Consider the following 20,704-nt stretch of genomic DNA (forward strand, 5'->3'; position numbering starts at 1 on the left):
TGCCCTTGCCTCAGGGCGGGGATGTATATTACGCATAGTCCGGAGGCTGCGCAAGGGGTAATTTTTCAATTCCTTTACGCTTCATATTTCCCCCACATCGTATATCTGGGGCTCTGAGAGCTTTGGATATTGCTCCTGCTTATACACCCCGGTAATCCTTACTCGGACCTGATGCTTCGTTGATATAGATAGCAGGCGATCGAGCACAGCTGCCCGCCGGAACCCGCCCTGCTCTCCGTCACGTTACATGCAGTACTTCCGTTTGACTCGTTCTAGCTTCCGTTTCCAAGGTAAATATAGTGCTGTTGGAAAGAGCGTGGTTGCTATGCCGTGGATGAGGTCGAGGGGGAATCTCGCTGCGTAGGCTGCTAGCATGGTCTGCCATGTAATGGGATGCACGAATCCTATGACGTACCATCCGTTTAGCAACAAGCCGTAAAGCATTGCCGACAGGAAGCCCCATATAAGGAGAACGGGCTTTTTGTCGAACCATTCATGCGGCGCCGCTATTCCGAAGATGTAGCCGATGAGGCCCCAGGTGTACATCTGCCAGGGAGTCCAAGCGCCTTGACCGAAGAAGAAATTGCTTACAAGCGCCGCAAGCGCGCCTACCATGAAGCCGCTTTGCCGGCCGAACGTCGCGCCTGCGATGATGCAGGTGGCGCTGACCGGCTTGAAATCAGGGATGGGCGCAAAGATGATCCGACCCGCTGCGGCAAGCGCGGCGAGAACGACCGTGGGCATGATTTGCCTAAGCGCCGGTTTCGAACGCTCAAAATTGAGGAAGAACGCGGCGATTGCCGCTACAGCCACGACGAACGTCAGCAATGCCGCCTGCTGATAATCGCACGTCGGGCGATAAAAGAGGTTATCGGCGAAGAACTCGGGCGCGGGCTGCGTTGCGGCGGACTCACCGTCGAACAGCATGGTGGCCTCGTCGGCGACGAGAGCCGCAAACGGAAGATCATGCGTTGCCATGACTACCGTGACACCTGCACACGCTTGCCCCTGAATCGCTTTCGCCACCTGGCATTTTGTTTGCGGGTCGAGACCTTTCGTGGGTTCGTCGAGCAGCAAAAGCGACAGGCGAAGGGCAAGCGCGCTGGCCAGGGTGACGATTTGGCGCTGGCCGCCCGATAGATTGTAGGGATGGTTCGATAGGCGCTCGGCGAGGCCGAACGCCTGAGCGATAACGTCGACATCTGCGTCAGCGTATCCGCAGGCGTGCTGCCATTCGGCAAGCTCCTCTTGCACGGTGTCGCACACGAACAGCCCTTTGGGGTCTTGCGGCAAGAGAGCCTGACGTTGAGCAAGCATGTTGACGCATGCACCGCGATCGAGCTTTTGCACGCCGGCGATCACGCGAAGCAAGGTCGACTTCCCGCACCCGTTTCCGCCGATGAGCGCATGGATGGACCCTTGCGCAACGCGCAAGTCGAAACCGCGAAGCACCCAATCGGACGTTCTTTCGTATCTGCAATAGGCGTCGGAGACGGTTATGCATGCAGGCGCATCGGCATTGCGAGATGGGCAGGGCCGTGGGATAAGGGGCTGCGCATCGAACTCGCTTAGCGCGATCGGACGTAAGCGGCCGCCGTCCATGCAGACCGCTTCGGTGGCGTATTCGGCCATGGCTTCGGGGTTGTGGGTGGATACGACCACGGTGATGCCGAGTTCCCGGTTGATGCGGAACAGAGCATGCAGAAACGTCTTCTCCGCAACCGGGTCGAGCTGTGGGGTCGGCTCGTCGAGCAGCAAAAGCGACGGGCGAAGGGCAAGCGCGCTGGCCAGGGTGACGATTTGGCGCTGGCCGCCCGACAACTCGGAGACCTGACGGCGGAACCGGGGTTCGATGCCGAAGAAGTGGGCGACTTCAGCAACGCGGCGGCGCATCACATCTTGCGGCGTGCCGAGGTTTTCAAGGCCAAAGGCGACTTCGTGCCAAACGATGTCGCACACGATCTGGTTCTCGGGGTTTTGCGACACGTAGCCGACGAGCGATGCGGATTGCCGATCATCGAGCCGGCTTGCAGGCTGGCCGAACACGGCAAGTTCACCGGTGCATTCGCCATGCGGGGCGATCGAGGGTTTGCAGTTGCGCAAAAGCGTGGTTTTGCCGCTATCGGTCGCGCCGACAAGCAGCTGGAACGCCCCCTGGGGGACGCGCCAATCGATCGGGCCGATCGAGGCGCGCGGTGCTTAAGAATCTTCCGATGGCGGGTAGGCGAATTCGAACGACTTCGCCTCGATCGCTGACGAGCCGGAAATGGAAGCGCCGGTCGCGCACAGGGCGTCGTGCACCGTGGAGCCTTGAGGGAGCACGACCGCGGAGCCATAAGAGAAGCCTCCCAGGCCATAGCTTTGCGCGCGCGAGCTATCGATGCTGATGTAAACGGAAATCGTGCTGGGCGCCGGCGCAGGGGCGGGTTCGGGTTCGGGCTCCTGATATGCAGGCGCAGAACCAGAGGAAGAGGCAGAGCCAGAGTTTTCGGATGCATTAGACGCTGCCGAACCGGATGCCCCAGACCCCCCGGAAGAGGCGTCCGATTGAGAAGCCTGCTCGGACGAAGAACCCTCCGATTGCTCCTGCGACGAATCTGTTGACGAGTTTTCGTCCTTTGCTTTCCCGTCTTCCGCGGAGGATGCCTTGTCCCCACCATCCTGGGAATTGTCGGGCTGACCGGACGTAGATTGCTTGACGCTAGTAGAGGAAGCGCTTGCAGATTGCTCCTGCGCTTGCTGCTGCGCAACCTGCTCGTCGGGTTGCGCAGAACCGAACAGGCCCGTTGCGTAGCCTATGCCGGCAAATACGGCGACGAGCGCGACGGCGCATGCCGCGATGGCCCCGATGGTACGTGAGGTCAGCTGTCGTTTCTTCGGCTGCGCGGCGAACGCGTCACCAGCTTCGCTTTCAGTATGGTTTTGTTCAGTGACGCCGGGCGCAATGCGCGTGTCGGCAGGCTTATCGCCCGCCGACACGGTAGCATCTTGCGCGCCGAGGTCCTTCTCTTCGGTACCTTGGTCGCTCATAAGGTGAACCTCGAGTTACGCGAGCGTGCGGAAACGACGGACGCGACGAACCGCGACGGCGCCGGACGCAAGAGCGCACAGAGCGATAGCGGTAGCTGCAGCGGTTGCAGCATCGTCACCCGTTTGGGCGAGCGGCTTGGCGTCGGAATCGGAATTAGAACCGGAATCCTGATTGGAGCCAGAATTCGAGTCGTCCTTCGTTACCTGTTTGAACGTGTAGACGGAGTAGGCGCCATCAGCCTGGCGAGCACCCTCATGAGCCGCAAAAGCCATGAGCACGACTGCGGAAGTTGCGGACTCGTTGTAGCTGGAGGAATCCAAGTAACCCGTAAGGTCCTTATCGGCAACGGACGTCAGATAGCCAAGCGGCGTAGAGCCGTTGCTCGTGGTCAGGCGGCTGTCGGAAGCGCAATTATAGCCAAGCGCCTCAAGGGCAGCGACGACGTTTGCCGTTGCGTCGAGGTTTGCCTCGCGATACTGCGCGCTGTAAGCGAAGCTACCGTCCTCGTTATCCATGCTCAACAGCGCAGATTCGGCCTTCTTGATAGCCGCTGCGGCGCCGGAGTGGAACGATTGGTACGGCAGGAGCGCGAGAATCGCTTGCGCAGTAGTCTGCGTATCGCAGCCATACGTAAGGGATCCGAACAGGCCCTTGTCGTCTGCGTTGGCGAGAATGAGATCGATGAGGGCGGACGGCGCCATGGCGGAATCGCCCTGTTTATAGGAGCCGTACTGGTATACGGGCAGGATGCATACCGCGTCGCACACGCTCATGCTTTCGGGCTTTTCAAGCGCTTCCATTTCTGCAACCAGGTTGCGCACGGTGCCGTTGTCGTTAACCTTCGTGCAATCGATGCCGGCGGCGGTGAGAGCCATGATGTACTTGCCCATGCGACCGGCGGTCATGAGGTCATCCTTGTTGAGGTTAGCCAGGATGGCGGCGGCGTCGATGGATGCACCCTTGCCGAAGGAGTTCAATGCGATAGCCGCGTAGAACGTGTTGTTGTCGATAGCGTGATCTTTGCCGTTGATCGCGAAGCGGGCAGAAAGGTTTGCGATGAGGGTCTCAGCCTTTGCAGCATCATACTTGTTGGAGTTGGCCGCAGAGGGCTTGCCCTGATTAGTGGAACCAGACTGACCAGGCTTGGAGGGAGCGACGCCTTCAGCCTTGCCCTTCAGGACAGCCCACTCGTCGGCAAAGGGCCGCGGTTGACCACGAGGTCGGTGAACGCGAACTGGAAAGCGTCGCCGGCGGCCAGCTTGTCGCCGGCCTGGCAGGCCGCGCCGGATGCATAGGAGCCGTTCTTGAAGTTTGCCCAATACGATGCGGCGCCGGTCGGGTCGGAGACCACGGTGTCGTCGGGCATCATCACCGATGCCAGGTATTCGCCATACCCGTAGGGGTTGGAGAACTCGTAGTCCTTGATGTCACCGGCGGCCTTGGCTGCGGCGAACAGGTCGGCAAGCGTCTGGCCCTCCGTGAAGGAGTAGGCCTTGCTCACGAGGACGTTCGGGCCGGAGTAGCCGAAGCCGTTCACGATGGTGAGGGTAACGGTAGGCTGCTCGACGGCCTGCGGCGCGCTGGAGCCACCTGTCTCCCCCGCTTCTTCCGCCCAAGCTGCGTGGGGGGTCAGCCCCATGCAGAGGACGAGCGCCATGAGCAGCGCGATCGCTTTTTGCGCGAGCGTTGCCGGCATTTGCGCAGTTGTTGCTTTCACTGTCTTTCTTCTCCTTTCCTTTTCCCGCATGCGTTTTTGCACGCAGATGCGCGGGATTGGGCTCGCGCTCCCGCAGAAGACAGACAGCGAAGGTTTGCCGCAGATAACGATCCGGCGGAGTTGCTTTGCTACGCAATAAAGCCTCGATCGAGGGCGCGTTCGCGGAGAGACGCCGCTTGCGCATGCACGCTTCCTGGCAGGTGTTCTGGCTGGGCGGCAGCTTCGCTGTCGCGTCACAGTGGCGGCTCCGTGCGGGATTTGCACCCGGCTTCCCCTGTTCAGGACGTCTTCTTCTTGCGTGCGACGGTATAACGCGCGAAGCTTTGGCACGCGATAGCCGCAGGAAATAGGCAGAAGCGAGGTGGAGGCAGCGCCTATAATTATGCGGGAACAGATGACGTTGCCGCAGCATATGATCAGGAGCGCGAATATGGGCGAGTTTAATGACAAGGTATACGAAACGGTGCGGCGGGTGCCGCGCGGGAAGGTTGTTTCGTATGGACAGGTGGCACGGCTGATCGGGCAGCCTCGCAAGGCGCGGTTCGTCGGGTATGCCATGCATGGGAATCCCGATCCGTGGGATTGCGCGGCTCAGACGGGAATCCCTTGCCATCGCGTGGTGTTCAAGGACGGTTCGCTTGCGCCGGGTTTTGCATTTGGCGGGCCTGACGAACAACGGGCAAGGCTTGCCGCGGAGGGCGTGACGTTTTTGGACGATGGGCGCGTCGACATGCGGGCTTGCCAGTGGAATGGCAGGGACGCTGGGGGCGCGGACGGCGGCGCGGCGGCCGATGGGCCGACCGCGCCGCCGATCGATTTCGATTGGGCCGCTGAGCTGGGCGAATAAACGATTGGTTTTAAGGCGGCTTTCGTAGCGGCTCCCCTATTCGGGCCGCAGGCTTTCCACCAGGGCACTGGCAACGCGCAGGCCGTCGCAGGCTGCGGACATGATGCCGCCTGCATAGCCCGCACCTTCGCCGCAAGGGTAAAGGCCGGTTTCGGGCTCGAGAGCGGCAACGTCGGCGGGTTGCCTGTTGGCGGCTGCTGAGGATTCCGGGGCCGCCTGAGTCTTGGCCTGGGCCTGGTCCTGCGCACCGCCCGAAGTGGGCTCCGGGACCAGCTGCGCCGGGCTCAAGACTTCGTCCTGCACACAGCCCGAAACAGGCGCCGCGGCCAGCTGGGCCTGCATATTCTTGCCGCGCACGATGCGCACGGGGCTTGAGCTGCGGGTTTCCACACCGGTGAGCACCGCCTGCGGATCGGCGAAGCCGTGCAAGCGACGATCGAGCTGCGGAAGGGCCTGCTCCATGGCGCGCGCCACGAACGGAGGGAGGCACTCGTGCAGGTCGCACCATGCGACGCCGCGCGCGTAGGTGGGCTTCACCTGCTTGCTCGGGCCGCCGGCGCGATGCGCCAAGAAGTCGCCGACGGTTTGCGCGGGCGCCTGATACGGTTCGCCGCCGGCGGCGATGGCGGTTCGGTAGGCCGCCTGCTCCATCTCACGCTGCAGCTTGATGCCCGCAAGCGGGTCTTCGCCGTCGAAATCCTCGGGGCCCACGCCGACCAGCAGCGCGCTGTTGGCGTTTTGCCCATCGCGCGCGAAGCGGCTCATGCCGTTGACCACCACGCCTTCCGGCTCGCTGGCGGCGCACACCACTTCCCCACCTGGGCACATGCAGAACGTGTACACGCCGCGGCCCTGTTCTTCGCCTTTTTGCGGACGCAAATGCATCGACAGCTTGTAATCGGCAGCTCCGAGCGCCGGATGGTCGGCGGCCTTCCCGTACTGCGAGCAGTTGATGAGCTGCTGAGGATGCTCGATGCGCACGCCTACGGAGAACGGCTTCTGCTCCATGTGCACGCCCGCGTCGCGCACGAGCTCGAACGTGTCGCGGGCAGAATGACCGCACGCCAGCACAACGCGGCTTGCGGGAATCAGCTCGGCAGTGATTTCGATTTGGGCGGCTTCGGGTTTGCCGACCCCGGATTGAGGGGTTTCCAATTGGGCTGTCTCAGACTGAAGGACTTCGGCTTGGCTGATCTCGGGTTTTGCGGACGCCGGCTTAAGGGCTTCTGCCTGAACAACTTCTGTCTGCCGGCCCTCAGCTTGAGCGGATTCCGGACAGTTAGTGCTACGTCCCCGAAGTGTCTGGGTGGGTTGAGTGTGGGTTATCTCGGCTTGGGTTAGGCGGCCGTTTTCGAAATGCAGGGCCGTGAGCTGGGTGTTGAAGCGCACTTCGCCGCCGGCTTGCTCGATCTGCTTGCGGATGTTGCGCACGATGTCTACGAGCAGGTCGGTGCCGATGTGGGGTTTTGCCTGCCACAGGATCTCCTCGGGCGCGCCCGCTTCCACGAACAGATGCAGGACGTGCTGCGCCCAGGGGCTTTTGATGTTCGTGGTCAGCTTGCCGTCCGAGAACGTTCCCGCCCCGCCTTCGCCGTACTGGATATTGGTGTGCGGGTCGAGCGGCTCGCCGGCGTTGAAGGCGTCGACCGCCGCCATGCGCTCGTCGACCGCCGCACCGCGCTCGACCACGAGCGGGCGCAAACCGGCACGCGCCAGGTAGAGCGCGCAAAACAGGCCGGCCGGGCCGGTGCCCACCACGATGGGGCGCGGCTCGTTTTGCGCCTGAGGGGAATCGCCGACCTGTGGGACCCGCAGCGGCTCGTAGGGGCGATGCGCCTTCACGTTCGCGGCGCCTTTGCGGTGCGCGGCGGCCTCGATGGCCGCAGCTTCGGCCTGGGCTCCGCCCGCCAGCTCCACGCCAAGCGTTGCCACGAAGTGCACGTCGTGCTTTTTGCGCGCGTCGACGCTGCGCTTGAGCAGGCGGATCTCGGCGATATCGCTCGGCGCGACGTTAAGCGCTCGGGCCGCGGCGCGGCGCACGAGCTTTGCAGCTTGCTTGCCTTCGAGCCCGGCATCGAGCGGAAGGGCGAGGTTTGAGATCTCAAGCATGGTTTCCTCCGGGCTATCGATTGCGGTGACGGGCATTGCGGGAGGCGTTGCCGCCACGCTGGTTGCGGGATTTGTCGCGTTCGTCCCGATGGGGATGATGCGGGCGGCGCAAGTGATGCGGCTTGCCTGCGCGAGAAGAAGAGCAGGAGCCGCCGGCGTGGGCGGTTGCTTGCGGACCGTCCGAGCGCGATGCGACCGGCAAGCGAGAATCGCGGCCCGAGGAAGGGTTCACATCATCGGTGTAAAACGGTGACCGCTTATTACTCGACCTCTTCCTAGCATCTTCACAAGAGCCATCGCACTCAACGCCTTCCCCGCTTGATACGCGATCAGCTGCTGCGCGACCGGCGAGCATACCGCTTAACCAGGCCCAATGCAGATTGAATCCACCGCAGGGCGCGTCGACGTCGAGCGCCTCGCCCGTGACGAACAGGCCCGGCACATCGAGTGCCTCGCAGGTTGCGGGGCTGAACCGCTCCACAGGGAAGCCGCCGCGGCGCACCTGGCACTGACGCTCGTCGCCGATGCCCTCCACCGTCAGACGCATGCCTTTGAGCATGTCGCAAAGCTGGGGAACCATCTCTTGTGTAAACCGGTCACCGGTCCGCAAGCCGACCTGTCGCAGCGCCGCGGCGGACACCGCAGGCAGCAGCAAGCCCTCAAGGAAGCGATCGAGCGTAAGCGGACCGCCCAGCAGCTTCCGCATCCGCTTGCGGCGCGTCATCATGAAGCGCTCCATGTCCTGCGGGGGGATATCGGGCAGGAAGTCGACGACCAGGTCGTCGCCGGGCTGCGCAAAACGCGACAGGTTGAACACCGACACGCCGGAGACCCCGTAGTCGCGGAACAGCAGCTCACCGCGCTCGCTTGCGATACGATGCCCGCCGCGCCCGAGATGCACAGTCCCGCGTACGCGGATGTTGTTGAGCTGCCGTGTGAGCTTCGCGCTTCGCGCATCTACGCGCAAAGGCCCCAACACGGGTTGCATGTCCGAGCACGCCAAGGGTTCCGGAAGCTGAATGCCGCTTGCCGCGCGCCCGCCGACGGCCACGATAACCGCCGCCGCATGCGCTATCGTCTTGTCGGCGAAGCGTATGTTGAAACAGCCCGCGCCGCCCGGGGCCGGCGCGTCAACGCGCGAGGCGAGCTTGTCGGTTTGCACATCGACGCCCAGCTCGGCGGCGGCGGATCGCAGCACGTCCAGCACGCTGGTGGCTTTGTTCGCCATGGGGTACAAGCGGCCCTCCGACTCCTCGCGCGTCACGAGCCCCATGTCAGCGAAGCGCTCGAGCACGGGGTTCGCCTCAAGGGTTCGCATACTGGTTGCGCCTCGTTCCGCGGCGTAAGCGCTTTGCAGGTGCATAAGCGCCTGCCCCACAAAGGCCTGATTGCGATACGCGTCAGCGCTGATGCAGGCGTTTGAGATGTTGCAGCGGCCGTTGCCGGTTGCCAGGATGGAGCGCCCGATGCGCTCAGGGTCGGCCTCGAACAGGGCCACGTGCGCCACAGCGCCCGCTTGGCGCAGCGCAAGCGATGCCTCCACAGCCGCCATCAGGCCCGATGCGCCGCCGCCTATGATTGCGATAGTTTCCATACCCGCCATTATAAAGCGAAGCCCACACCGCAACGCCGGGCAAGCGCCCGCTTCAAGGGATGCCCGCATTGCACGCGCGTGCGCCCTCACGCGCCGCGCAAAAGCCGCCTGAACGCAACAAAGCCGGCCGCAAAAGCGACCGGCTTGCAAGGCATTCCTAACATGAACAGGGTCCTATCCCCTGTTCACGCGCAGGACCACTCCCCTATGCCTTCTTGCGGGTGAAGACGCTTTTCTCGGGCAGCTCGTGGATGTCCGCACGCAGCTCCTCGTCGATGTTGCCGTCGTAGACGTAATGCTGCGTCTCCTTGCCCACCATGCCGGCGCACAGCAGCACCATAAGGATGTTGGGCAACGCCATGAGCGCGTTGGAGATATCGGTTGCCGTCCAGGCAACATCGCCGACGCCCACGCCGCCCAAAAAGCCCATGCAGATGTAGAAGCCCAGGTACAGCGGCACCCAGCGGCGGCCGAACAGGTACAGGGTGACGCGCTCGCCGTAGTAGCTCCAGCCGATGATGGTGGAATAGGCGAAGCACAGGATGCCCAGCATGAGGATGGGCGCGCCCACATAGGGGATGGTGGCGAACACGGCGTTGGCGAGCGTGGCGCCGTTGGTAACGCCGGCATCCTGGATGAGCGTGGGATGGGCGCACAGCGACGAGACGATGACCAAGGCGGTCACGAAGCAGATGACCACCGTGCACCAAAACGGGCCGGTCATGGACACGAGCGCCTGGCGCGCAGGGTTTTTCGACTCGGCGGCGGCGCTGATAAGCGGGGCCGTGCCCAGGCCCGCCTCGTTGGAGAACAGGCCGCGCGCGCAGCCGAACTGCAGCGCCACGATGATGCCGCTGCCCACCGCACCGCCGAATGCCGCGCGAGGGGTGAAGGCGCATTCGAAGATCAACCTGAACGACTCGCCTATGAACGCCCAGTTGCAAACGAGGATATAGGCGCAGCCCAAGATGTACGCGACGCCCATGATGGGCACGAGCTTCTCGCAGATGTTGGAAATGGTTCCCAAGCCGCCCATGATGATGAGCAGGGCGCTACCGCACACGATTGCGGCGACGATCCAGGGCTCTACGCCGAAGTTCGCCTGCGCAACCGAGGTGATGGCGCTGGTCTGCACGGCCGATCCAACTCCGAAGATGGTGAGGCACGCCATGACGGCGAACCAGATGGCCATGAACTTCGCCCACCACGGCACGGTGCCGTCGGGACGCTTGTAGCGCTGCTCCCACACATGCATGGCGCCGCCCATCATGTGGCCCTGGCGATCCTTCACGCGGTACTTCATAGCAGCGTAAACCTCGGTGTACTTCGTTGCCATGCCCAGGATGCCGGTAAGCCACATCCACAGCACCGCGCCCGGGCCGCCGGAGAGCACCGCCGTGGCCACGCCGACGATGGAGCCCGTTCCCAGCGTGGAGGCGAGCGAAGTGGCCATGGCGCCGAAGTTGCTGACGTCGCCTTGGGCGCCGTTGTCCTTCGTGATGGAAAGCTTGAGGGCCAAGGGCAGTTTGCGCTGGATGCCCTTGGTGCGGATGGTGGTGTAAATGTGGCAGCCCAGCAGCAAGATGATCATAGGCGGCCCCCAAACGGCGGCGTCTATGCTGTCGAGCACTTCGATGTAGTTCATGCAAAACCTCGTAGCCTTAAAGATGAGTCCCTTCAGGGACGCGAACGGCTTATTATAGAGCCGCCTTCGCCCCAGGCCGCTAAAGTCTCGGCGAAAAAGCGGATTGCGTGGCGTTTCGGTAGGAAAGCAAGCCTCTCCAAGCTGATTTCCTATAACCGTTCGCTATATGTTCGCACCCCAAAACGCGGAAAACATCCATAGCCCAAACGGTTGCGAAGCCATGGCGGCGCAGCTAAACTAGGTCCCATTGAATTCTGTTTCAGGGCGAGGTGGAAATCCTCACTGGCGGTAACCGGATACGCGCGGCGGCAAGCCGCAGCCGAGCCGGAAGTCCGCGACCCTGTGCGTCAAGCGGCGGCAAGCCGCATGCACGCAAGGCTGACCTGGTGCAAATCCAGGACCAACGGTCAAAGTCCGGATGGAAGAGGCAGAGTTCGCAAAACGCACCGCACAGCGCAGCATTGCCGGGCGGGAAGCTGTTGAGCGAATACAAGCCCGTATGGAAGGAATTCATACGGGCTTGTCTCTTTTTCGCGAAGCTTGAGAGCAAAACCCGTGGGAAGAAGGCTTCGCGGGAAGAAGGTCCAACCATGTCTCAGGCAACCGCCGCAAACGCAACCATCAAGAACACGAACCGCTGGTCGACGCGCCAGCTGGTCACCATGGCCCTTATGTGCGCCATCGCCGCGCTGCTGTCGTTCGTGCAGATCCCCATCCTGCCCGCAGCGCCGTTTCTGACCTACGATCCCTCGCTCATGCCCGCCATGGTGTGCGGCTTCGCCTTCGGCCCGGGCGCCGGCTTTGCCGTGGGCGCCGTCGCCGCCATCATCCACAGCCTGATGCTCGGCGAATGGGTCGGCGGCCTCATGAACATCTGCGCCACGCTGTTCTTCGTGGTGCCCGCCGCCGCCATCTATGCCCGTAAGCACACGTTCGCCGGCGCCATCATCGGCCTGCTGGTCGGCTGCGTGATCGCCATCATCGGCGCCGTCGCCACGAACCTGACGATCGGCGTGTGGTTCTGGTACGGCAGCGCCGACGTCATCATGCCGCTCATCCTACCCGCAGTGCTCCCGTTCAACCTGATCAAGACCGTGCTGAACAGCGCGCTGACCCTGCTGGTGTACAAGGCCGTCTCCAACCTGATCACCCCGAAGAAGGACCAGGTCAAGGGTCGCTAGGTAAACGCGTTCCCAACCGTGCCGCCCCAGCGCGGCACGGTCCTGCCGGCAAGCAGGAGCTTCCCGCTTGCCGGCAGGACCGTATAACGGGATAGCGGGAATCGGCTCGGTAGCCCGCCTTTCACAAGAAAGAGCACCCGAAGCCGAGCGAAGGGCTGCAGCCCGGATAAACAACGCCGGTCTACCGGGGTCACCCTGCTTGAGACTCGCTCCGACTCCGGTTCGCATCCCGCAAAACGCAACGCAATTCGCCGATTCACGAAAGGATCGTAAAGCGAATCATGATAGATGTTCAAAACGTCCGCTTCACCTACGATGGCGCGAACTTCGCCCTTGACGGCGTGAGCCTGCACGTGCGCAAGGGCGAATTCCTGTGCATCTTAGGCGGCAACGGCAGCGGCAAGTCGACGCTGGCAAAGCACCTGAACGCCCTGCTCATCCCCGACGAGGGCACCGTGAAGGTGCAGGACATGCCCACCGCGGACGCCGACTGCACGTACCGCATCCGTGAGACGGTGGGCATGGTGTTCCAGAATCCCGACGACCAGCTGGTGGCCTCGCTCGTGGAAGACGACGTGGCCTTCGGCCCCGAGAATCTAGGCGTCCCCACCGATGAGCTGCGCGAACGCGTGACGCAGGCGCTTGAGGACGTAGGGCTTTCAGGCTTCGAGCGCCACGAAACGCATGCCCTGTCCGGCGGGCAGAAACAACGTGTGGCCATTGCCGGAGTGCTTGCCATGAATCCTGCGGTGCTCGTGCTCGACGAGGCTTCCGCCATGCTCGACCCCCGCGGCCGAACAGGCCTTATGCGCGTATGTCACGAGCTTCACGAACGCGGAATGACCATCGTGATGATCACGCATTATATGGAAGAGGCGGCGCAGGCCGACCGCGTGGTGGTCATGGAGCACGGGCATGTGGCGCTCGAAGGCACGCCCGATGAGGTGCTCGTTCAGGCGCGCGCGCTGGCGCACCTGAACCTTGACGTGCCGTTCGCAGCCCGCTTGTCGCTTGATCTGCGCCATGCGGGCATGGCCGTGCAGCCCACCGTGGACGCAGGGAAGCTGGCACGCGAGGTCCTGGCGCTCGGCAAGGCCGCCGGCATTTGCACCACCGCCGACGCGAACGCGGCAGCGCCCGATGCGGCCGACGCCGACGTCGACTTCCCCACCTGCGAGGGCGACGCCGACGCCCCGGCGCTCATCGAGTTCCAAGACGTCAGCTTCACCTACGACGCGGCCGAGGCAAAACGGCAACGCAAGCGCAAGCAGGCCCCTGCCGCCCGCCAGGCTAAATGGGGCAACAGCCCCGATAGCCTGTGGGCCGTACGCGACGTCTCGCTTCAAGTGCGCCGCGGCGAGTTCCTTGGCGTTGCCGGGCATACCGGCAGCGGCAAATCAACGCTCATCCAGCACATGAACGGCATCTTGAAACCCACCTCGGGGCGCGTGCTCGTCGACGGCACCGACATCGCCTCGAAGGGCGCCGAGTCGAAGGTGCGCGGATCGATCGGCGTGGTGTTCCAGTATCCCGAGCACCAGCTGTTCGCCGAAACCGTATACAAGGACGTCGCCTTCGGGCCGCGCAACCTGGGTCTTTCGGGCGAAGAGGTCGATGCGCTCGTGCGCAGCTCGCTCGATCGCGTGGGGCTTTCCTTCGACGAGCTGGCCGAGAAGAGCCCGTTCGAGCTTTCAGGCGGCCAGCAACGCCGCGTGGCATTCGCCGGCGTGCTTGCCATGGACCCGCAGGTACTCGTGCTCGATGAGCCGGCGGCGGGCCTGGACCCCGCCAGCAAACGCTCGTTTTTGCAGATGATCGCGCGCTTGCATGACCAGGGCCTCACCGTGGTCATGGTGTCGCACTGCATGGACGACCTTGCCGCCATGTGCGACCGCGTGGCCGTCATGAACGAGGGACGGCTGCTGGGTGTCGGCGCTCCCGAGCGCCTGTTCCTGCACGCGCGCAAGCTCAAGGACGTGGGCCTGGGAACCACCGAGCCGCAGGCGTTCGCGGAAGCGCTGCGCGCAGGCGGATGGCCCCTTGAGCAGGAGAAACTGTATACGGAGAAGGAGCTGGCAGGGATGATCGCCGCGGCTTGCGGCGCGGGCAGCGGCAACGCCGGCGAGGCCTCTTCTTCCCCGGCCGGCTCTGAAGGCCAGGTGGTCGAATGAACCCGGGCTTTTCCTTCGGCAGCTACGTTTCCGGCACCAGCTGCGTGCATCGGCTCGACCCGCGCACGAAGCTCATAGCGGGCTGCGCGTTCATCGTGGTGCTGCTGTGCGCGAAAACCGCGGCGGCCCTGGCGGTATGCGCGGCGTTCACGGCGCTTTGCTATGCGCTGGCGCAAATCCCGCCGAGCAAGGCGGCGCGGTCGCTGGCGCCGCTCATGGCCATCGTGGTCATCGTGGCGGTGCTGAACCTGTTCGTCACGCAAGGCGGCCAGGTGCTCGTCAACTGGGGCATTCTTCGCATCAGCGAGGCGGGCGTGCAAACCTGCCTGTTCATGGGCGCGCGCCTGACCATCATGATGCTGGGGATGAGCCTGATCACCCTGACCACCATGACCATCGACCTGACCGAGGCGTTCGAATGGGTTCTCAAGCCCTTCGCCCGCTTCGGCGTGCCCGCGCACGAGCTCGGCATGATCATGGGCATCGCGCTGCGCTTCATGCCGCAGTTCGCCAACGAGCTTGCCGTGGTCTACCATGCTCAGGTCAGCCGCGGCGCCCGTCTGTCGAACAGCCCCGCACGCGGCGTGCGTATGCTCACTTCGCTCATGGTACCCTTGTTCACCAGCGTGTTCCGTCACGCCGAAACGCTTTCGGCGGCTATGGATGCTCGCTGCTACCACGGTGGCGAAGGACGCACGCACCTGCATCCTCTTCGCTTCGCCCCGCGCGACGCCGCTGCCGCCGCATTCATGGCCGTTTTGGCGGGCTGCGTCGCAGCTATCGGCTACTTTCTATAACCGACCGGTTCCAAGACTAGGAGGATCACATGACCGGCAACGAGACCATCCTGCAGTATCTGACGAACGTCCCCGCGTGGTACCTGGCCACCAGCGTGAACGACCAGCCCCACGTGCGCCCGTTCAGCTTCGCCGCCGAGCAAGACGGCAAGATCTGGTTCGTCACCGCCACCACCAAGGACGTGTGGGAGGAGCTGCAGCAGAACCAGAAGTTCGAGGCATCCAGCTGGTGGCCCGGCCATGGCTGGCTGATTCTGCGCGGCAAGGCCGGTCTTGAGGACAAGGCCAACGCCGACATGCGCTACGCCGGCTACGCTCACCTGTGCAGCCTGGGCGAGAGCTACGACGGCCCCGACGACCCCACGCTGGTGTTCTTCAGCGTCGAGGAGCCCGAGGCATGGGTCTGCAACCACGAGGAGTGGAAGCCGATCGAGCTGTAGCGACATCTGCATATAATCAAAAACAAGAAGGGCACGGCTTCGCGCCGTACCCTTCCTTTTACGTACCGTTCAACGAATCGATAGTGTCTACTCGAAGTCGTACAGGTCCTTGGCGGCCTGCTTGAAGTCCTCGTAGACTTCCTGCGCGATAGCCTGGTCCTCGACCAACTCGAATGCGGCAGGCTGGCCATCTTCGTCGAGCTCGGTCACCTCAAGCGGGATGATCTCGCCCGAGCTGCATGCCGGGCTATCCTCGGTGACCGGGAAGAAGAAGCCGTAGCGACGGCCCTCGTGCAGGATCAAGCCAAGGAATTCAAGGTCGATCTGATCACCCTTCTCGTCCTGGAACGTAAGGGTGATGCCCTCCTCGGTGGGCGGACAGAAATTCGGGGCGCTTCCTTCGCGCATGGCAACTCCTTTTAACATGGCCGATATTGCTTGCAGCCGATTCCTCCATAGCCTGCGTGCATGGATTCACGTTGTTTCCTCAGCGTATCACAATAGGTTGCAATGCGCTCGTTGACCTCCCGCAATCTATCCGACTGCTATACTACTGAACAGTGAAACAACGGCGCAAGCACCTGTGTGCCAAGCACATTGCCGCAGGACAGCGCTCTGTTTAGGTTACCCGTGCAAGGAGGATCGAACATGTTCCCGATGATGGATCCCGAGAAGATGAAACCCATGGAAGAAGACGAAGCCGTGAAGAAGATGGCCAACATCGGCGCCATCATGGAAGGCGCCGGCGCCAGCTTCGGCGAGGAGGATATGAGGCTGTTCCGCGATGCCTTCGCCGGCACCAGCTCCATCGAAGAGCAGATGGAAGCCATCATCTCCCGCTACAGCAGCCTTGGCGAGGATGACGAGGAAGAGGACGATGACGACGACGGCGAGATCCGCCTGAGCGACCTGGACTTCGGCTTCTAATCTCGACGAGCCGACACGCGCCTTCGGACGCTTACCAGTCCAATCGAATCAAGCCCGGCTCCTGACCGCAAAACGCGATCAGGAGCCGGGCTTTTTGCATGAAAAGGAATCTCATGCGCACCCGCGTTTAAGCGCGGGTTCCGAGACGCCTGATACCACCGATGAGGCGCAAACCCGTACAGCACGAGCGCGACGCTTCTCCATTCTGACCCGCGTCGCATTCGCGCAAAACCGCCGAGATACCCAATGTGAAGCACCAGGAGCCAAGCGCCGGCAAACAATCTCAAACAGCAAAACGGGCCGCCCGTTTCCGAGCGGCCCGAGTCAGCTAGCCGATGTTAGCCTTGAACCTTCTTGCGCTTCTTCTTGGAGCGGTTTTGCGCCTTAGCAGGCTTGCTCGCAGCCTGCTGACCCTGCGAAGCAGCGGGCACCGCGGCGGGCGCGTCCTGGCCGGCACCATCCGCTACCGCATCCGTAGCAGCGACGGCAGCAGCGGTAGCGCCGGCAGCCGCCTGCGGCAGGCGGTTCAGGAACCAACGCTGGATGTCCGCGCCGTACTTCTTCTGCAGTTTCGCGAACTGCGGCTCGCGCGTCTTCCACATCACGTAGATGGGCGTTGCGATGGCGTAGGACGAGTAGCAGCCGCACACCAGGCCCACGGTCATGGCCAGGGCGAAGTCGCGCAGCGTCTCGCCGCCGAAGATGAGCATGGCCGCAACCGGGATAAGCGAGGTGATGGAGGTGTTGAGCGAACGCACCAGAACCTCGTTGACGGAGTGGTTCGCCATGGTTGCGAACGTGCACTTCGGCGAATCGCCCTTCATGTTCTCGTTGATGCGATGGAACACGACCACCGTGTCGTAGAGCGAGTAGCCCAGGATGGTGAGCAGCGCGGCGATGGTATTCGGCGTGACCTCGCGGCCCACGAGCACGTACACGCCCAGCACGATGACCAGGTCGTGCAGCAAGGCGATAACCGCCGACACGCCCATCTTCGGATCGCGGAAGCGCACCGAGATGTAGGCGATGATGAGCAGCAGCGACACGAAGAACGCGATGCAGGAGCTTTGGATGACGCTGGCGCCCCAGTCCGGGCCGATGGTGGTCACCTCGAAGCTTTCCGCATCCCAACCGAACTGGTCGGCAACCTTGTTGGCCGCCGCGGCCGCGCTTTCCGCCGACGTATCGGTGGTGCGCACAAGGAAGCCCGCCTGGCCATCGGAGTCGGTGGTCTGCACCACGGCGTCGGGCTCGCCGGCATCGGCGAAGGCCGAGCGCACCTGCTCGGTGGTGGCGTCGTTGCCGCCCTGATGGAACGTGACCGAGGTGCCGCCCACGAACTCGATGCCGAAGTTCACGCCGCGCACGCCGACGAGCGCCACGACCAGCACGACCGCCACGGCCGCGACGGACAGGAACACCTTGCGATAACCCAGCAGGTTGATGTCGAGCTTGATGAAGCGGCCGCGCACGTCATGACGCGAGGACGCGGGCTTCTCGCCCTGGAAGTACGGGGCGGCCTCCTTGCAGTCCTTCACGCCCCAGAATCCGGGGTGCTTGGCGATGCACTTCGGCGCCAGCAAGCGGATGATGGGCGCCTTGAACAGCAGCATCATGACGATGTCGCAGATGATGCCGAGCGCCAGCGTCAGGCCGAAGCCCTTGACCGAGGCGCTTGCCAGGAAGAACAGCGTGAGCGCCGAGACCATGGTGACCAGGTCGGCGTCGATGGACGTGAGGATGCCATGGCGCACGCCGGTGACGGAGGCGGCTCGGACGCTGCGGCCCATGCGGATTTCCTCGCGGAAGCGCTCAAGGGTAAGGATGGAGGAGTCGGCCGCCATGCCGATGGTCAGCACGACGCCGGCGATGCCGGCCATGGACAGGCTGAACAGGCCGAAGTGCGAAAGCAGGGCTAAAATGCCCAGGTACAGCACGGCGAATACGGCCATGGCCGCCGCGGTGATCAGGCCCAGACCCTGGTAGAACACCAGCAGGTACAGCATGACCAGCGCAAGGCCGATGGCGGCAACCAGCACGCCGGAGGTAAGCGCATCCTGGCCGAGCGTCGGGCCGACCACCTGGGACTGCGCGTACTCGAAGCTCACGGGCAGCGAGCCGGACTCGAGCACCGTCTCCATGGAGGAGGCGGCTTCCTTGTCGTAACCGCCGGTGATGGACACCTGGCCGCCGGTGATCTCGGACTGCACGGCCGGTGCGGACTGCACTTCGCCGTCAAGGATGATGACGATCTTTCCCTTGGTGCTTGCCAGGTCCTTCGTGGCGTCGGCGAACGCCTTCGTGCCCTCGGAATCAAGGGAGACGTTGACCGAGTAGTCGGTGCCGGTCTCGGAAGCGCGGCCGATGTCGACCTTCGTGATGTTGCTGCCGGTGATCAGCGGCGTGTACGTGCCCTCTTCCACCTTCAGGTGCTCGGTCTTGCCCGAAGGCAGCTTGTTGCCGAAGTCGTCGGTGATGGTGCTATTGGCGCCGTACTGCCCGTTCTCGATTTTGGTCTTGACGTCCTCATCGGTGAACGAATCCAGGCGCGCGAACTCCAGCTTGCCGGTTTTGCCGATGGTGGACAGCGCCGTCTCCGTATCGGAAAGGCCGGGGATCTGCACGAGGATCTGGTCGGAGCCCTGCAGCTGCACCACGGCCTCGGAGGCGCCGAGCGCGTTGACGCGCTGCTCGATGATGGCGCGCGACTTCTCCATGTCCTCGGAGGTCACCGCGTCGCCGTCGGTGCTTTTCGCCGACAGCACCACCGACAGGCCGCCTTGGATGTCCAGGCCCTGGTTGATCTTGTCCTGCGGAGGGGTGAACATGAAGATGGACCCCAGCACCAAGACGGTGGTCAGCACCAACAGCCATACGTTGCGGCGGTTGGCGTTGCCGCCCTTCTTCTTGGCCTTGGCGTTTTGCGCTTTCGCCATGCGAGCTTCTCCTAGCCTTGTAAACCATAGGACGGCCCTGCCGGGCCGTCCCTTCCGTGGCGGCGGCGACCGCCGCCATATATACCCTAACTTTCGCATTTTCCCACAATCGAGGAGAATGCGAAAGCACCAAGAAGCGGGAATCTGCCCGAGCCTTATATTAGTAGTCCTTAGCGGCCGGGCTGTTCATCCACTCCTCGTAGAACTGCTCGTACTCGCCCGCCAGCACGGCCTCGCGGGCACGGCGCATGAGGTCGAGCAGGAAGTGCAGGTTGTGCACCGACAGCAGGATGGCGCCGAGCATCTCGTTCTGCTTCACCAGGTGGCGCAGATAGGCTCGCGTATAGTTCTGGCACGTCGGACAGGTGCAGCTGTGGTCGAGCGGCGTGAAGTCGCGTGTGAACTTCGCGTTGCGCATGTTCATGCGGCCCGTGCTGGAGAACGCCGTGCCCATGCGCGCGGTGCGGGTGGGCAGCACGCAGTCGAACATGTCGACGCCCTCGCGCACAGCGCGCACGAGCGTGGTGGGGTTGCCCACGCCCATCAGATAGCGCGGACGGTCCTCGGGGCATGCGCGGGCCACCTGGCCGAGCGTCTCGAACATGGTCTCGTGGTCTTCGCCCACCGAATAGCCGCCGATGCCGAAGCCGCCGAAGCGGCGACCGCCCGCGGCCAGGCTCTCGTCCTCGATCTCCCGCAGACGGCGGATGCTCTCCAGGCGCAGGTCGAGCTCCATGCCGCCCTGCACGATGCCGAACAGCGTTTGATCAGGGCGTTTGTGCGCCGCCAAGCAGCGACGCGCCCAGTTCGCCGACAGGTCCACGGCGTTGGCCACGAAGCTGCGCTCGGCCGGGTACGGCGTGCACTGATCGAGCTGCATGGCGATGTCGGCGCCGATCTGCTCCTGGATGCGCATGTTGGACTCGGGCGTCCAGCGCACATAGCTTCCGTCGTAGATGCTGCGGAAGGTCAGGCCGTCGGCATCGAGCTTCAGCGTGTCAGCCAGGGAGAACACCTGGAATCCGCCCGAGTCGGTGAGCATGGGGCCGTCGTAGTTCATGAACTTGTGCACACCGCCGGCCTCTTCCACCAAATCGGCGCCGGGGCGCAAAGACAGATGGTAGGTGTTCGCGAGCACCACCTGGCTGTTCAGCTGGTGAAGCTGATCGACCGTGATGCCCTTGACCGTGGCCGACGTGCCGACGGGCATGAACATGGGGGTATGGAAAGTGCCGTGCGCGGTTTCGTACGAAAGCGCGCGGGCATGGCCGCAAGTGGCCTCGATAGTGCAGTCGAACAGGGCCATGGG

The 20,704-nt window shown here is 63.3% G+C and carries 16 protein-coding genes and 2 riboswitches; of the genes, 6 read left to right on the forward strand and 10 right to left on the reverse strand.

The window, feature by feature from the left end; all coding sequences use genetic code 11:
* Window positions 1-243: 243 nt before the first annotated feature.
* The 4 genes from SFHG_RS11165 to SFHG_RS09840 all read right to left on the reverse strand — a co-directional run bounded on the left by SFHG_RS11165 (window position 244) and on the right by SFHG_RS09840 (window position 4,748).
* Window positions 244-2,184, reverse strand: a complete 1,941-nt coding sequence (locus SFHG_RS11165; protein WP_316244722.1) for an ATP-binding cassette domain-containing protein — start codon at window positions 2,182-2,184, stop codon at window positions 244-246.
* Between the two features lie 15 nt (window positions 2,185-2,199).
* Window positions 2,200-3,030, reverse strand: coding sequence for a hypothetical protein (locus tag SFHG_RS10890; protein WP_042437027.1), 831 nt, complete (start codon window positions 3,028-3,030; stop codon window positions 2,200-2,202).
* 15 nt (window positions 3,031-3,045) lie between these two features.
* A complete protein-coding gene (locus tag SFHG_RS09835; RefSeq protein ID WP_042437030.1) occupies window positions 3,046-4,008 on the reverse strand; it encodes a prenyltransferase/squalene oxidase repeat-containing protein in 963 nt (320 codons plus the stop codon).
* A 197-nt stretch (window positions 4,009-4,205) separates the two neighbouring features.
* The gene (locus SFHG_RS09840) at window positions 4,206-4,748 is read right to left on the reverse strand and encodes a hypothetical protein (RefSeq protein ID WP_147269331.1); all 543 of its coding nucleotides are present in this window, start codon (window positions 4,746-4,748) and stop codon (window positions 4,206-4,208) included.
* Window positions 4,749-4,926: 178 nt separating this feature from the next.
* Window positions 4,927-5,072: riboswitch (cobalamin riboswitch) on the reverse strand.
* Between the two features lie 106 nt (window positions 5,073-5,178).
* On the opposite strand from SFHG_RS09840, the gene SFHG_RS09845 reads away from it, so the two are divergent.
* Complete coding sequence (locus SFHG_RS09845) at window positions 5,179-5,595, forward strand: MGMT family protein (protein ID WP_042437076.1); 417 nt, start codon at window positions 5,179-5,181, stop codon at window positions 5,593-5,595.
* Window positions 5,596-5,631: 36 nt separating this feature from the next.
* Here SFHG_RS09845 and SFHG_RS11045 read toward each other — a convergent pair whose 3' ends face one another.
* The 3 genes from SFHG_RS11045 to SFHG_RS09865 all read right to left on the reverse strand — a co-directional run bounded on the left by SFHG_RS11045 (window position 5,632) and on the right by SFHG_RS09865 (window position 10,943).
* Window positions 5,632-7,704 carry an NAD(P)/FAD-dependent oxidoreductase gene (locus tag SFHG_RS11045; protein WP_042437078.1) on the reverse strand — a complete coding sequence of 691 codons (2,073 nt, stop codon included), beginning with the start codon at window positions 7,702-7,704 and terminating at the stop codon, window positions 5,632-5,634.
* A 13-nt stretch (window positions 7,705-7,717) separates the two neighbouring features.
* The gene (locus SFHG_RS10290) at window positions 7,718-9,298 is read right to left on the reverse strand and encodes an aminoacetone oxidase family FAD-binding enzyme (protein WP_202898183.1); all 1,581 of its coding nucleotides are present in this window, start codon (window positions 9,296-9,298) and stop codon (window positions 7,718-7,720) included.
* A 205-nt stretch (window positions 9,299-9,503) separates the two neighbouring features.
* The gene (locus tag SFHG_RS09865; RefSeq protein WP_042437038.1) at window positions 9,504-10,943 is read right to left on the reverse strand and encodes an alanine/glycine:cation symporter family protein; all 1,440 of its coding nucleotides are present in this window, start codon (window positions 10,941-10,943) and stop codon (window positions 9,504-9,506) included.
* Window positions 10,944-11,194: 251 nt separating this feature from the next.
* A riboswitch (FMN riboswitch) is annotated at window positions 11,195-11,377 on the forward strand.
* Window positions 11,378-11,533: 156 nt separating this feature from the next.
* On the opposite strand from SFHG_RS09865, the gene SFHG_RS09870 reads away from it, so the two are divergent.
* The 4 genes from SFHG_RS09870 (at window position 11,534) to SFHG_RS09885 (ending at window position 15,532) form a co-directional block, all read left to right on the forward strand.
* Window positions 11,534-12,124: an ECF transporter S component gene (locus SFHG_RS09870; protein WP_042437040.1), complete on the forward strand. Its 591-nt coding sequence runs from the start codon at window positions 11,534-11,536 to the stop codon at window positions 12,122-12,124.
* A gap of 281 nt (window positions 12,125-12,405) precedes the next feature.
* A complete protein-coding gene (locus SFHG_RS09875) occupies window positions 12,406-14,295 on the forward strand; it encodes an energy-coupling factor transporter ATPase (protein ID WP_081469081.1) in 1,890 nt (629 codons plus the stop codon).
* Window positions 14,292-15,092 carry an energy-coupling factor transporter transmembrane component T family protein gene (locus SFHG_RS09880; protein WP_042437043.1) on the forward strand — a complete coding sequence of 267 codons (801 nt, stop codon included), beginning with the start codon at window positions 14,292-14,294 and terminating at the stop codon, window positions 15,090-15,092. Before SFHG_RS09875 ends, SFHG_RS09880 begins: the two co-directional genes overlap by 4 nt.
* 29 nt (window positions 15,093-15,121) lie before the next feature.
* On the forward strand, window positions 15,122-15,532 hold the full coding sequence (locus SFHG_RS09885; RefSeq protein WP_042437044.1) for a pyridoxamine 5'-phosphate oxidase family protein: 411 nt from the start codon (window positions 15,122-15,124) through the stop codon (window positions 15,530-15,532).
* Between the two features lie 87 nt (window positions 15,533-15,619).
* Here SFHG_RS09885 and SFHG_RS09890 read toward each other — a convergent pair whose 3' ends face one another.
* Window positions 15,620-15,940, reverse strand: a complete 321-nt coding sequence (locus SFHG_RS09890; RefSeq protein WP_042437046.1) for a DUF1292 domain-containing protein — start codon at window positions 15,938-15,940, stop codon at window positions 15,620-15,622.
* Window positions 15,941-16,180: 240 nt separating this feature from the next.
* Here SFHG_RS09890 and SFHG_RS09895 point away from each other — a divergent pair, with 240 nt between their 5' ends.
* A complete protein-coding gene (locus SFHG_RS09895) occupies window positions 16,181-16,459 on the forward strand; it encodes a hypothetical protein (RefSeq protein ID WP_042437048.1) in 279 nt (92 codons plus the stop codon).
* Window positions 16,460-16,797: 338 nt separating this feature from the next.
* Here the strand turns inward: SFHG_RS09895 and SFHG_RS09900 are convergent, their stop codons facing one another.
* Window positions 16,798-19,395, reverse strand: a complete 2,598-nt coding sequence (locus tag SFHG_RS09900) for a protein translocase subunit SecDF (RefSeq protein WP_042437051.1) — start codon at window positions 19,393-19,395, stop codon at window positions 16,798-16,800.
* A gap of 160 nt (window positions 19,396-19,555) precedes the next feature.
* Window positions 19,556-20,701 carry a tRNA guanosine(34) transglycosylase Tgt gene (tgt, locus tag SFHG_RS09905; RefSeq protein ID WP_042437053.1) on the reverse strand — a complete coding sequence of 382 codons (1,146 nt, stop codon included), beginning with the start codon at window positions 20,699-20,701 and terminating at the stop codon, window positions 19,556-19,558.
* Between the last annotated feature and the right edge of the window lie 3 nt (window positions 20,702-20,704).

The organism is Senegalimassilia anaerobia JC110 (assembly GCF_000236865.1).
Lineage (GTDB): Bacteria > Actinomycetota > Coriobacteriia > Coriobacteriales > Eggerthellaceae > Senegalimassilia > Senegalimassilia anaerobia.

What these genes read in the sequence shown, in the direction of transcription:
- SFHG_RS09895 (WP_042437048.1), top strand. Translation starts at nt 16,181, where the DNA reads ATGTTCCCGATGATGGATCCCGAGAAGATGAAACCCATGGAAGAAGAC.
- SFHG_RS09880 (WP_042437043.1), top strand. Translation starts at nt 14,292, where the DNA reads ATGAACCCGGGCTTTTCCTTCGGCAGCTACGTTTCCGGCACCAGCTGC.
- SFHG_RS10290 (WP_202898183.1), bottom strand. Translation starts at nt 9,298, where the DNA reads ATGGAAACTATCGCAATCATAGGCGGCGGCGCATCGGGCCTGATGGCG.
- SFHG_RS09870 (WP_042437040.1), top strand. Translation starts at nt 11,534, where the DNA reads ATGTCTCAGGCAACCGCCGCAAACGCAACCATCAAGAACACGAACCGC.
- SFHG_RS10890 (WP_042437027.1), bottom strand. Translation starts at nt 3,030, where the DNA reads ATGAGCGACCAAGGTACCGAAGAGAAGGACCTCGGCGCGCAAGATGCT.
- SFHG_RS09845 (WP_042437076.1), top strand. Translation starts at nt 5,179, where the DNA reads ATGGGCGAGTTTAATGACAAGGTATACGAAACGGTGCGGCGGGTGCCG.
- SFHG_RS09900 (WP_042437051.1), bottom strand. Translation starts at nt 19,395, where the DNA reads ATGGCGAAAGCGCAAAACGCCAAGGCCAAGAAGAAGGGCGGCAACGCC.
- tgt (WP_042437053.1), bottom strand. Translation starts at nt 20,701, where the DNA reads ATGGCCCTGTTCGACTGCACTATCGAGGCCACTTGCGGCCATGCCCGC.
- SFHG_RS09865 (WP_042437038.1), bottom strand. Translation starts at nt 10,943, where the DNA reads ATGAACTACATCGAAGTGCTCGACAGCATAGACGCCGCCGTTTGGGGG.
- SFHG_RS09890 (WP_042437046.1), bottom strand. Translation starts at nt 15,940, where the DNA reads ATGCGCGAAGGAAGCGCCCCGAATTTCTGTCCGCCCACCGAGGAGGGC.
- SFHG_RS11045 (WP_042437078.1), bottom strand. Translation starts at nt 7,704, where the DNA reads ATGCTTGAGATCTCAAACCTCGCCCTTCCGCTCGATGCCGGGCTCGAA.
- SFHG_RS09875 (WP_081469081.1), top strand. Translation starts at nt 12,406, where the DNA reads ATGATAGATGTTCAAAACGTCCGCTTCACCTACGATGGCGCGAACTTC.
- SFHG_RS09885 (WP_042437044.1), top strand. Translation starts at nt 15,122, where the DNA reads ATGACCGGCAACGAGACCATCCTGCAGTATCTGACGAACGTCCCCGCG.